The sequence below is a fragment of the Persicimonas caeni genome (assembly GCF_006517175.1).
Taxonomy (GTDB): domain Bacteria; phylum Myxococcota_A; class Bradymonadia; order Bradymonadales; family Bradymonadaceae; genus Persicimonas; species Persicimonas caeni.
In genome coordinates this window covers 2,366,672-2,378,993 of sequence record NZ_CP041186.1, presented here as the reverse complement: position 1 = coordinate 2,378,993, position 12,322 = coordinate 2,366,672, and the positions used below count along the sequence as shown (strand labels likewise).

Sequence of the window (12,322 nt, the reverse complement as noted above, 5' to 3'; positions counted from 1 at the left end):
TGTGGCAAGAACGGAGGGGGGGCAGGAGCGCAGCGCCGGCTATTAGGGCGCGCCTGAACAGCGGCGCGGAACTGCAATTAGAGGGTCGTTTCAATGCGGCTTATTTGTTTGAGTGTCGTCTCGATGCGGCTCATGTGGTTGATGACACGACCCTCAAATTGTTGTTCCGCGTGGGCGTAGTTCAGCCCATGCCCCTAATAGCTGGCGCTGCAATTCTACAAGGCATGCTCTTTTAGCTCGGACGAGCTCCCTCAAAATTTGACGCACTGACCCACCGTGTGCTACATTTCGGCACAGTCGCAACTGCTTGCATTGCTTTCTTTTTTACGCAGACGCTGTATGTCATCCCAAGCCCCCACAAGAGTCCTCGTCGTCGACGACGAGCGTAGCATTCGCGAAGTCCTCGAGGACTTCATGACGGTGGAGGGCTATGATGTGGTGGCGGTGGCCAACGGTGAGGCGGCGCTCGAAGCCATCGTGGCGCAGCGATTCGACGCCGCGCTCATCGACTTGAAGATGCCGGGGATGGACGGACTCGAGGTGCTCGCGCGCTTCGGAGAACTCGCCCCGCACCTCGTGCCGGTGATGATGACCGGGTACGGCACGGTCGAGACCGCGACCGCGGCGATGCGAAACGGGGCGTACGACTACGTGCTCAAGCCGTTCAAGGTGCGCGAGGTCATCGGGCTTTTGGAGCGGGGGCTCGAGCAAAAGCGCCTGGAGGCCGAAAACGTCCACCTCAAGGACGTGCTCAAGCAGACGGTGCAGGCGTTTGCGAATCTACTCGAAGACAAAGATCCCTACACACGCGGCCACTCCGAGCGGGTCAGCCGCTATGCGCGTATGATCGCCGAGGGGATGGGGCTGAGCGACGAGCAAGTCGACACCATCGCCGACGCCGCGCTCGTGCACGATATCGGCAAGCTCGGCATTCGCTTCGAGGACCTCAACAAGGCCGAGCCGCTGACCGAGTCGGAGTACGAGATGTTCAAGAGCCACACCACCCGTGGCAAATGGATGCTCGAGCCGATCGAGTTCATGCACGAGCTCATCCCCGGGGTCTACCACCACCACGAGCGTTGGGACGGCAAGGGATATCCGTTGGGGTTGGTCGGCGAAGAGACGCCGCTGATGGCGCGGATCTTGTCCGTGGCCGACACCTACGACGCGATGACCTCCCACCGCGCCTACCGACGCGCGCTGCCGCACGACGTGGCCGTGCGTGAGCTCGAGGCGTTCGCGGGCACCCAATTCGACCCGCAGGTCGTCGAGGTTTTCGTGCGCGAGATCGCGCGCGACCGTCAGGGCCAGTCCTCCAAGGCCCAGCGCTGGAAGGCGCTCGAAGGGATCTCGCGACCCGCCACTCCCTCCCGGGTCAACTCGCAAGAAACTGCACAAGAAACAGCCGAGGCGACGTCTTTCGACGCCGCCTCGATGGCTGCTACATCGCTGGGCGAGTGATCCGCCTTAGGCGACTTCTTTCTCGTCGCTGCGGCGCTCCTTGAGCTTGGCCTTGCGCACCGAGCGACGGGTGCGGTTGGAGTCGTCGTACAAAAACGGCTCACGGTCGCGGATGATGCCGCGCTCGTAGGCGGTGTCGACCAGTGCCTGGCGCATCATCTTGCGGCCTCGGAACAGCCGGCTCATCACCGTGCCCACCGGGCAGTCCAAGATATGCGCGATTTCCTTGTAGGAGAAGTCGTTCAGGTCGGCCAAGACCACGACCATCCGAAACTCCTCGCTGAGTGACTCGAGCGCCTCTTTGACGTCCTTGCTGAACGCTTTGTGCAGCGTTTCGCGCTCGGGGTTGTCATAAAAGTTGGTCTTCTCGCGGTTGAAGAAGTACTGCTCAATGGGACGCAGGTCGTCCGCATTGAGGATCTCGCGCTCCTTCTTCTTGCGACGATACTTGTTGATGAATGTATTGGTCAGGATCGTGAACAACCAGGCACGGCAGTTGGTGCCCTGCTCGAACCGGTCCCAATTATTATACGCCTTCAAGAAGGTCTCTTGGACGAGATCTTCGGCGTCCTTTTCGTTTTTGGTGTAGCGCAGCGCCGTGGCGTATAACTCGTCCAGGTGACCCATGGCGGTCTCTTGAAAGACCATCATCTTCGAGTCGTCAGCGCCTTCGCCGAGCTCGCGGTTGAATTGGTTGAGCTTGATCATGGTGACTCCTTTTCGATCTATTTTAAAGCGCTCGCATCGAGCCGGTCGAGTCGACTCGACCACGAGGGCTGAAACCTCAAGCCTTCTCTGTTTAGAAGCGTTCTAAGCCAAAAGGTTTCAAACTAGTTGTATTTTTTCACCCGGGCCGCCCCGGGCGGGTGACATCGGGGGTCGAAACCCCGGAGTGCCTGTGGTGCAACGCTTGCCAAGATCATGGCTTTGGCTGGAATGACGCGCGATGGTCGCTCGTTCAATCACTGCGAGTCGTGCTGCCCTCCCGGATTCGACGGCTCGTTCGAATCTAGGGAGAAGCTAACCAGCGAACTGCGCGGGACAAGAGATCCTTGCGACCCACCGCTTGCATCGGGCGCGCGCACGTGCTCGAGGCGTCTCGCGCCTCGGTTAGGTGCCCATCCAGACCAGTAACCATTCGACTTGTAGGATGCGCCCACGCTTCAGAAGGTTTCAGGGCGACGCTGATTTGTTTGTCGCGCTTGCCCGTGGGGATCGTTATTGATAGCCTCGCGGCGCTCTCGGTGCGAATGTGGGACTCGAAGCTAGCTAGCGACTCAGCGCTCGCAGCGAGCAACCTACGATTTTTACAAGTAGTTTTTCGGTGAGCGCCCGCCCATGCGGCCTGTGGCCGCGCTCGGGTGGGGCGTTTGCTTACGTCTTGAGGAGAGACCCTTATGGCAGATGAGTCGGCAAACGTCATTCCCGTAAATATCGAGGACGAGATTCGTCATTCGTACCTCGATTACGCGATGAGCGTCATCATCGGGCGTGCCCTGCCGGATGTCCGCGACGGCCTCAAGCCGGTCCACCGGCGTATTTTGTACAGCCAGCACGAGCTGGGAAACCGCTGGAACGCGGCCTACAAAAAGTCGGCGCGTGTCGTCGGCGACGTCATCGGTAAATACCACCCCCACGGTGACTCGGCGGTCTACGACGCCCTGGTGCGCATGGCCCAGGACTTCAACATGCGCGTGCCCCTGGTCGACGGCCAGGGCAACTTCGGCTCGGTCGACGGCGACCCGGCCGCGGCGATGCGTTATACCGAAGTTCGCATGAACCGGGTGACCGAAGAGCTCCTGGCGGACATCGACAAGGACACCATCGACTGGGTGCCCAACTACGACGGCAACGAAAAAGAGCCGTCGGTCCTGCCCGCCAAGGTGCCCAACCTGCTGGTCAACGGCTCGTCGGGTATCGCGGTCGGTATGTCGACCAATATCCCGCCGCACAACTTGGCCGAGGTCATCGAGGCGACCGTCGCCCTCATCGAGAACCCGGACATGACGGTGGGCGATCTCATGGAGATCGTGCCCGGCCCGGACTTCCCGACCGCAGGGATGATCTACGGCGCCAAGGGCATCCAAGAGGCCTACTCGACCGGCCGCGGCGTCATCCGCATGCGCGCTCGGGTCGAGATCGAGCACAACGAGAAGTCGGGCAAGTCGAGCCTGATCGTCACCGAGCTGCCCTACCAGGTCAACAAGGCGCGCCTCATCGAGAAGATCGCCCAGCTGGTGCGCGACAAGAAGATCGACGGCATCACCGACATGCGCGACGAGTCCGACCGCAAGGGCATGCGCATCGTCATCGAGCTTCGCCGCGACGTGATGCCCGAGATCACGTTGAACAACCTGTACAAGATGACCCAGATGCAGTCGTCGTTCGGCATTATCATGCTGGCGATTGTCAACGGTCAGCCCCAGGTGATGAGCCTCAAAGAGGTGCTCAACCACTTCATCGACTTCCGTCGTGACGTGGTCACCCGCCGCACGATCTACGAGCTGAACAAGGCCGAAGATCGCGCCCACATCCTCGAAGGTCTCAAGATCGCGCTCGATTACCTCGACGAGGTCATCGCGCTGATCCGCGCCAGCGACTCGCCGTCGGAGGCGCAGGCCGGCCTCATGGAGCGCTTCGAGCTCAGCGAGCGTCAGGCCGACGCCATCCTGCGCATGCGCCTGCAGAAGCTGACCGGCCTCGAGCGCGAAAAGATCTTGGAAGAGTTGGCCGAGGTGCGCGCCACCATCGAATATCTGCGAAGCCTTCTGGCCGACGAGCAGAAGATGATGGGTGTCATCAAGGACGAGCTCGTCGAGGTCAAAGAGTCGTACGGCGACGAGCGTCGCACCGAGATCTTGTACGACGTCAGCGAGCTGTCGCTCGAAGATCTCATCGCCGAAGAAGACATGGTCGTCACCTTGAGCCACCAGGGCTACGCCAAGCGTACCCCGCTGGACGAGTATCGCGCCCAGCGTCGCGGTGGCCGCGGCAAGCGCGGCATGGGGACCAAGGACGAGGATTTCGTCACCGATATGTTCGTGGCCTCGACGCACACGAATATCTTGATCTTCACCTCGATCGGAAAGCTGTACATGCTGCGCACCCACGAGCTGCCTCTGGGCTCGCGCACCACCAAGGGAAGCCACGTGGCTAACCTGCTGCCCCTCGAGGAAGACGAGACGGTCCAGACCATTTTGGCCTCGGACGATTTCTACGAGGACAAATTCGTCGTCTTCGCCACCCGCAACGGCATCATCAAGAAGACCGAGCTGATCGCCTACCAGAACGTGCACTCGGGCGGCATCATCGCGCTCAACATCAAAGAGGGCGACGAGCTCGTCTCGGTGCGCCTCTCCGAGGGCGATGACGACATCTTCATGGTCAGCAAGAACGGCCAGTCGATTCGCTTCCACGAGTCCGACGCGCGCCCCATGGGCCGCACGGCCACCGGCGTCATCGGCATGCGCTTCAAGGGTGAAGACGAGCTGGTGGGCATGGAGGTGTTGCCCACCGAGCGTGACGAAGATCTGACGATCCTCACGATCACCGAAAACGGCTACGGCAAGCGCACCATCATCGACGAGTACCCCCAGCAGTCGCGAGGCGGCAAGGGCGTCATCACGATGAAGGTCAACGATCGCAACGGCCGCCTGGTTGGCACCCGGCTGGTGCACAACGACGACCAGCTGATGCTCATCACCGACCAGGGCCAGATCCTGCGCACCCGCGTCGGCGAGATCTCGACCTACGGGCGTAATACCCAGGGCGTCAAAGTCATGGTCACGGACGACAGCGAAAAGGTCGTCAGCATGGCTCGCTTGGCCGAGACCGACGACGAGGAAGACGAAGAGGGCGTCGAGGGCGTCGAGGGCGCCGAGATTGACGCCGAAGAGGCCGCCGGTGAGGCGGGCGAGGAGTCGTCCATCGCCGAAGACCTGCAGGACGAACTCGATGAAGGTGAAGAGGAATAAGCTTCGCCTCACAGCCTTACAACAACGCCCGGTTCGCTTTGACGAGCCGGGTGTTTTTGTTTGTGAAAGAAGCGTCTAACTACCCAGTTGACGCACACCTACCCCTGTGTTAGTCAATCGCCGCCGCGTGGCCGGCGCCCCAAAAAACGGGGTGCAAGCCGGCTGAGGCGGGCCGCTCGCAAGGAGCTGACTTGATGACGGACTCGAAGAGCAAAGTGCCTAAGAGACCGGCTTCGTCAGACGCCGATGAGCAGCCCACCGAAGAGCGCTCTCCCTGGTTAGTCGCCGGGGTCTTTGGCGCCCTCGGGTTCGAATTTGTCGGGTTCATCATCGGCGGCTATATCGTCGGTGCGCTGATCGACGGCCAGTTCGGCACTCACCCTTGGGGCGTCATCGTCATGGTGCTCTTGGGACTGGTTGGTGTGCTGTGGCACATCTATCGCGTGGCCAAACGTTTTTTGGAGTGACAGCTTCATCATGACCTCGCTCGAGACCAAATTTGTCGACGGGCTCTTCTGGAAGACCCTCATCATCGGCGCCGTGTCGGCGCTGATCGGCTGGTGGGTCATGTCGGTGCATTTTGCCGGCTCGGTGGGCCTGGGCGTGTTGGTGGGAGCGTTTAACCTGCGGGTGGTCTCTTGGATCAGCCGCAAGATACTGCAGGCCGGGGCGCAGGGCAGTACCAGCTCCGCCTTTTGGTCCCTGTTGTTGGTCATCAAGCTGTTTGTCTTGTTCGTGCTGACGTTCGTCTTCGTGATCATCGTCGGCGCCAACGTCTTCGGCTATATCATTGGGTACAGCACGTTCCTCTTGGCTATCGTCTGGCAGTTGGCCCTGTACATGGGCCGCGAAGACGACCTTGTAGAGGACGGCGACACCGAGAGTTTGTAAACCGATGGCAGACTACACTTTTCTCGATCTAGTGGCCCCCGGAATCGCCGAGCGCAATCACGGCGAGGGTTTCAACGAGATCTTCGGCAATCCGCTTTTGAACGCCACCGGCACCGTCACGATCAATCACGTGGTCATGGCGGGCGTCGTCACGGTGCTCATCGTCATCTTGGGATTGATCGCCCGGCGTAAATACGCCAGCAAAGAAGAGGCGATGATCCCCGACGGGAAGTTGACCGTACGTAACTTCTTCGAGGTGATCTTCGACGCGACCCTCGGGTTGATGACCGAGATGATGGGCAAGGAGAACGCCAAAAAGTTCTTCCCGCTCATCGGCGCGTTGGCGGTGTTCATCCTCCTGAGCAACCTGTTGGGCTTGATCCCCGGCTTTTTGCCGCCGACCCAGAACTTGAACACCAACCTCGCCTGCTCGGCGGTCGTCTTCGTGGTCTATAACGTGGCCGGCCTGCGCGAGCACGGCATGGGTTATCTCAAGCATTTCCTGGGCCCCATTTGGTTTATCGCGCCGCTGATGCTCGTCATCGAGCTCATCGGCCACGCCTTCCGCCCCATCAGCCTCGCTGTGCGTCTTACCGGTAATATGACCGGTGACCACATGGTGCTCGGGGTGTTCGGCGACTTGGCCGCCGGGCTTGTGCAAGTCCCGGCTTTGCTTCCCGTACCCTTTTTGTTCCTGGGTCTACTAGTTTCGATTATTCAGACCCTTGTCTTTTGCCTGCTCTCGTCGATCTACATCTCCCTTGCAGTATCGCACGAAGGGCATTAAGAAGCGGGGCGACATAACTTTGCTGAAAGGTCGTCGCCCATAATTACGTGGACCGTTCACCATACCAACCAACGGCGCAGGCGGCATGAGGCCGCGAATCAAATATAGCAAGCGCTGGAGTTAGGAGGATTCGTCTATGCTGTCCAAAAACAAAGTCATCGCTTTTCTTAGCACCTTCGGTGTCATCGCTCTGTGGAGCACCTCGGCCTTCGCTCAGAACGCTGCAGTTGCCGCTGGCGACAACATCTTCACCATGTTCTCCTGGATGGCGGTTGCTGCCGGCTTCGGCATCGGCCTGGCTGCCATCGGTGGCGCGCTCGGCCAGGGCCGCGCTGCTGCGGCTGCCCTCGAGGGCATCGCTCGCAACCCGGGCGCCAGCGGTAAGCTTCTCACCCCGCTGATTCTCGGTCTGGCTCTTATCGAGTCGCTCGTCATCTACGCGTTCGTTATCACGATCCTGATCACGAACCAGATCGACGCCGCTACTCTCGTCCAGCAGCTCGCTGGCTGAGCCAAGCTCGATTGAGTAGAGATCTCCGAAGCCCGCGCCGTGAGGCGCGGGCTTCGGTATTTCTTGGCGATATTTCCTGGAAGGGGCGTTGCTCGAGCTCGAGGGCCACGCCGCCGTCTTATCGCCGCCGGTTTTCCCAACGCACGAGCACTTTCAAGGTCTCTGCGTCCTCCCAGAACCCACGGATCGCCCATCCGGCCCGCACGTATGCAGCGATCGCCCGATCGCTGATCCCGCCGGCATGCACCTGCTGGACAAACGCCTGTGGCGCCAACCGATCGCGCCACGCAGCCCAACTCGACGCGCACACCACGCTGACGGTCTCGTCGAGGCCCAGTTGCTGGACCACTGCTTTTCGGCCCACACAGAGCAGGTGATCGATCTGGTCGTCCTCGAGCACGTCGCGCCATACCGCGCCCTCGCCGATCAGGACGGTGCCGTCGACGTCGAGCTCGGCCGCACCAAATGGCGCTGTCAGCGCCTCCCAGGGTTGGCTGCACATCGGCGGTCCCGATTCGCTCGGAAAGCCCATCAGCGCTCCCACGAGGCGATGGTCGACCTCCACGGCGAACTGGGCGCTTGGATAAGAAGCGATCAGCTGGACGAGGCGCTCACGGGCGGCCAGGGGTTCGAAGCGGCACACGCCGGGATGCGCGTCAATCCAGCCTATCGCCGCCAGATCAGCCACCGTGAGTCGTCTGAGCCGAAGGCGTCGGGGGGTCGAGAACTGGATGGGGGTCGTGGCGCTCATGGACGTATCGTAGCGCAGGTGGCTGGAGATACCAGCCGGGAGCCGGAACCGGAGCGTTTATGCCCGCCTGAGCGTGTTTGAATAGGGGTGATCTCTTGCGTGACCCCCCCACGTGTGATTTAATGCGACCGGTTACTCTCCAAAGCCATTCCGGCACGCTCACATCACTCGGGTCGCCGGTCTGAAGCGGGGTAGCCGAACGATCTCGACGTCCATCACGGAGCAGCTCTCGGAATGATTGTCCAGTGTCCCAGTTGTGCATCTCGGTACCGCGTCAACGATGCCAATGTGCCGGCATCGGGAGGTAAGATCACCTGCCCGTCATGTCAGCATAAGTTCATCGTCTATCCCGAGGAGCAGAACCCGGCTCCGAGCGCGCCTGCCTCCGACGACCTCGAGGACAAGACCTCGGTCGCCTTCCGCCCCGATCTGAACAAGCTGGTCAACCAGATGCAGCAGGGTGGAGGCGCGCCGCAAGGTGGTGCAGACGACGGCGTGGCCGCCACCGAGGTGATGTCGGGCGATTCGATCCCCGACTTTCTCAACGGCGCCGACGCGCCGGACGACGGCACCGTCGAGATGAAGAATCCCTTCGAGGACGGCGGTCTTCCGGGCATGGGGCAGGGCAACGCCGGTGGCCACCAAGGCTCGTCGATGGACGAGGGGGCGCCCACCGAGGTCGTCTCCGGTGACATGCTCGACAACTTCGGCTTCAACGATTCGTCGGCCGAGTCCAAGCCTCCGTTCGAACCCGCCGACGCGCCGCAGGCGCCGTCGCAACCGCAGCCCCAACAGAATCAGCAGCCCGCTCCTGCTCAGCCCAGCCAGCCGGCGCAACAGCCGAGCCAGCAGCAGAGTCAACAGCAGAGCCAACGAGACGCAGGCGGCCAAGCCGCTCCGTTCGAAGCAGCCGACGGGCCTTCCGGTCCGAACGCCGACCACGACGGGCCGTGGAAGCTCAAGACCAACTTCGGGCTGACCTACGAGTTTCCCGACACCAAGAGCCTCAAAAACTGGCTGTCGAACCGAGAAGACCTCGACGGTTACGAGCTTTCGGGCGACGGCGACACGTTCCACGCGCTCAGCGCTTGGCCGCAGATTTCGAGCGGCCCGGCCCAGAGTGGCCCGCAGCAGCCGCCTTCGTTCCAGCAAAACAACCCGTCGCCGGCGCCGCAGCAGCCGCCCAGTGGCCCGGGCGCCGGCGCCGCGGGCATGCCCGGCAACTCGCTGGCGAGCCAGACTCCGGCGCCGTCGGCGCCTGTGCCGTCGCCCTCGTCGGAGCCGCCCGGCAAAAAGATCAAGCCCAAGGAGTACCGTCCGCCGTCGCGTGACGGTAAATGGAACGTGCTCTTGTGGGGCGTGGTGTTGGTGCTGCTCCTTGTCGCCGGCGGCCTCAGCGTCCAGATGTTCGGCATCTACGACATCAAGGGCGAAGTGCTGGGGATGAAGTCGACTCAGCCCGAAGAGCAGGCCCAGAAGCCGGCTCCCCAGGAGCAAGCTGCGCCGGCAAACGAGGCCCAGCAAGAGGAGGTCGCCCAGGAGGAGAGCGGCCCCAATCCCAAGCTGGTCAAAGAGGTCAACCGGCTCATCGACGATGCCGAGCGCGCCGTCAAGAACAACCGACTGCAGACGGCCGCCGAGAAGCTGCAAAACGCCAAGTTGCTCACTCCCGAGCGCGTCGAGATCTACGAGATGCTCGCCGAGGTGTACGCGGAAATGGGCCAGGACAAAGAAGCCGAGGCGGCCAAGAAGAAAGTCGCCGAGTTGACGGCCTCCGAAGATCCGGGCGATGAAGCTGGCGAAGCCGCCAGTAACGAGTAGCGGCCGTATTGACTCATCCGGCCGCCCCGCCGCGCCGGGCTGGGCCGCTCCGGGCCCCCATTGGAAACACCTACCATGGACGTTCGCTGTCCACAGTGTGACACGCTGTACGAGATCGACGCACGTCAGCTTCGTGGCGGCGCCGCGACGCTCAAGTGCAGTCAGTGCGAGCATGTCTTTCGGCTGCAGACCCACGCAGCGTTGAGCCAGGAAAACCAGCGCCGCTGGATGGTCAAGAACACGACCAGCGGCGATATCCTCTACTTTTCGAGCTTCGACGAGCTGCACCAGTGGATCTTGCAGGGCAAGGTCACCAAGGCCGACCAGGTCTCGCGCACCGGCAAAAAGTGGAAGCGCCTGGCCGACATCGGCGAGTTCATGCCGATTTTTCAGGCCGTCGAGAGCATCTCGAGCATCAGCGCCTCGCACGCAGCCGAACGGCGTGGCGCCGAGCAGCAACTGCCGAGCGCTCCCGAGCCTGCGTCCGAGCCGGATTTTCGCTCCAAGGTCAAGACTTCCCAGCAGTTCGGACTCGAGGCGCCCAAACGCGGCGCCGAGGGCGGGCCTGCGGGCCCGGAACGCTCCCAACCTTCGCGCTCCGAGCCGTCACCAAGCCCGACCGATCCGCCTCGCTCACAGACCCCCGCACCCCAGCGGAACGCCTCGGGTGAGGCCACCGCGCAGGCTGCTCCCCAGCAACCGCGTGCCCCGCAGCCGAGCGCCCCGCAGCCAAGCGCTCCTCAGCCACAGGTACGCCTGCAGACCGGCGCGTTCGGCTCGGCGAGCGACGACCTCGAAGAGGACGACGAGTGGAGCTTTGGTGAAGGCTCGTCTCTCGGTGAACTCGAAGGTACGGGGCGCCATGACGCGGTCGACTACGAGCCTCAAAAGAGTCGTTGGCCCATCGTGGTCGCGGTGATGCTGCTCGTGGTGGCTGGCGGAGGTGCCGCCGTTTATTTCGCTCGCCCCGACTTGATCGACGAATACCTGCCGACGCAGGCCGAGTCCGAGGTCGTCGACATCGCCGAGGCCGAGCAGGCCGACGAGGAGCGCGAGCCCGAAAAGAAAGAGGCGTCTCCGCGCGAGCGCATCGACGGGGCCGTGGCCAACGCGCTGGACAGCGCGCAGAAGGAGAACGCCAAGCACCTCGCCGCCGGGATCGCGGCCGCAGGTCCCAAGCTCGAAGAGAGCGTCGCCGTGGCGATCGAGGCGGCGGTCAAGGCTGCCGAAGAGCCCGACGCCGAGGAGTTGTTGGCCAAGGCCAAGCGCTACCTGGAGGCGGGACATCCGCGCCGAGCCCGCCAGAAATTTCACGCGGTGCTCGAAGAGGAGCGCAACAACGTCGAGGCGATCACCGGCCTGGGTTGGTCGCTGCTCGCCCTGGGCAGCCCGGCTGCCGCCAGCGCCCAATTTCGCAAGGCCCTCAACTACAACCCCAGCTACGGCGACGCCTATATCGGGCTGGGCAAGGCCGAGCGCGAGCAGGGGAATCACCAGGCTGCGCTCGACGCCTACCAGAACTACCTGAGCCGCTTTCCGGGCGGTTCGAAGGCTTCCATCGCCAGCTACCAAGCCGACAAACTCAAAAAGGCGCTGGGACAGTAGCCCCAGCGCCTCTCTCGCGTCGCTCCGATCGTCGGCTAGAGTTCGGTGACGCGACTTCTTTTAGATATTTCAGGTGGTGCGGAAGATCCGCTGCACGCCGTTGATGGTGTGCTCGAGCGCGTCGTCGGAGCTGCTCGACGCAGCGCCCGCGGCGCACAGGTACATCGGCATATCATCGATCTTGAAGCTGCGTACGTCGACGACCGTGTCGGCGTCGGGGCCGAAGAGGTACTCGTGCAGTTCGGCTTCGAGCTTCTGGCGGTAGGCGGAGTCGGCTTGCGCCATCTCGGCAGCATAGGCCGCGAAGACCTCGTCGCGGTCCTTCTCGCCGGCGCCGGCGACGAAGACGCCTTCGTCGTTGGCCAGGACCAGGAAACCCAGCCCGTGCTTCTGACGGACGTGGTCGAGCTGGTAGTACACCGCTTCGTGGGTCTTCTCGCTGCGACGACGACGACGATCGTTACTCATGACTGCTTCCATACTTCCTCTCCGTGGAATCTGGGGTCATCCGACGCGCTGAC

At 62.4% G+C, this 12,322-nt stretch carries 11 protein-coding genes; 8 read left to right on the top strand and 3 right to left on the bottom strand.

The genetic code is table 11. The annotated features are described in order from the left end of the window. Positions 1 to 339: 339 nt before the first annotated feature. Positions 340 to 1,461: an HD domain-containing phosphohydrolase gene (locus FIV42_RS08820; RefSeq protein WP_141197321.1), complete on the top strand. Its 1,122-nt coding sequence runs from the start codon at positions 340 to 342 to the stop codon at positions 1,459 to 1,461. 6 nt (positions 1,462 to 1,467) lie between these two features. Here the strand turns inward: FIV42_RS08820 and FIV42_RS08815 are convergent, their stop codons facing one another. Further along, complete coding sequence (locus FIV42_RS08815; RefSeq protein WP_222615419.1) at positions 1,468 to 2,169, bottom strand: sigma-70 family RNA polymerase sigma factor; 702 nt, start codon at positions 2,167 to 2,169, stop codon at positions 1,468 to 1,470. A gap of 689 nt (positions 2,170 to 2,858) precedes the next feature. Here FIV42_RS08815 and gyrA point away from each other — a divergent pair. The 5 genes from gyrA (at position 2,859) to FIV42_RS08790 (ending at position 7,624) form a co-directional block, all read left to right on the top strand. Next, positions 2,859 to 5,435: a DNA gyrase subunit A gene (gyrA, locus tag FIV42_RS08810; protein ID WP_141197320.1), complete on the top strand. Its 2,577-nt coding sequence runs from the start codon at positions 2,859 to 2,861 to the stop codon at positions 5,433 to 5,435. Positions 5,436 to 5,629: 194 nt separating this feature from the next. Beyond that, entirely contained in the window at positions 5,630 to 5,902 is a 273-nt protein-coding gene (locus tag FIV42_RS08805; protein WP_141197319.1) for an AtpZ/AtpI family protein, read from the top strand. 10 nt (positions 5,903 to 5,912) lie between these two features. After that, a complete protein-coding gene (locus FIV42_RS08800; RefSeq protein ID WP_141197318.1) occupies positions 5,913 to 6,326 on the top strand; it encodes a hypothetical protein in 414 nt (137 codons plus the stop codon). A gap of 4 nt (positions 6,327 to 6,330) precedes the next feature. Then, complete coding sequence (gene atpB, locus FIV42_RS08795) at positions 6,331 to 7,113, top strand: F0F1 ATP synthase subunit A (RefSeq protein ID WP_141197317.1); 783 nt, start codon at positions 6,331 to 6,333, stop codon at positions 7,111 to 7,113. A gap of 136 nt (positions 7,114 to 7,249) precedes the next feature. Then, positions 7,250 to 7,624 carry an ATP synthase F0 subunit C gene (locus FIV42_RS08790; RefSeq protein WP_141197316.1) on the top strand — a complete coding sequence of 125 codons (375 nt, stop codon included), beginning with the start codon at positions 7,250 to 7,252 and terminating at the stop codon, positions 7,622 to 7,624. Between the two features lie 118 nt (positions 7,625 to 7,742). Here FIV42_RS08790 and FIV42_RS08785 read toward each other — a convergent pair whose 3' ends face one another. Beyond that, a complete protein-coding gene (locus FIV42_RS08785; protein ID WP_141197315.1) occupies positions 7,743 to 8,375 on the bottom strand; it encodes a hypothetical protein in 633 nt (210 codons plus the stop codon). Between the two features lie 234 nt (positions 8,376 to 8,609). Here FIV42_RS08785 and FIV42_RS08780 point away from each other — a divergent pair, with 234 nt between their 5' ends. Next, on the top strand, positions 8,610 to 10,196 hold the full coding sequence (locus FIV42_RS08780) for a zinc-ribbon domain-containing protein (RefSeq protein WP_141197314.1): 1,587 nt from the start codon (positions 8,610 to 8,612) through the stop codon (positions 10,194 to 10,196). Between the two features lie 75 nt (positions 10,197 to 10,271). Then, positions 10,272 to 11,801 (top strand): zinc-ribbon domain-containing protein, encoded by a 1,530-nt coding sequence (locus FIV42_RS08775; protein WP_141197313.1) that lies wholly within the window; start codon positions 10,272 to 10,274, stop codon positions 11,799 to 11,801. Between the two features lie 69 nt (positions 11,802 to 11,870). On the opposite strand, the gene FIV42_RS08770 is transcribed toward FIV42_RS08775, so the two are convergent. Then, the gene (locus tag FIV42_RS08770) at positions 11,871 to 12,269 is read right to left on the bottom strand and encodes a hypothetical protein (protein WP_141197312.1); all 399 of its coding nucleotides are present in this window, start codon (positions 12,267 to 12,269) and stop codon (positions 11,871 to 11,873) included. Positions 12,270 to 12,322 lie beyond the last annotated feature (53 nt).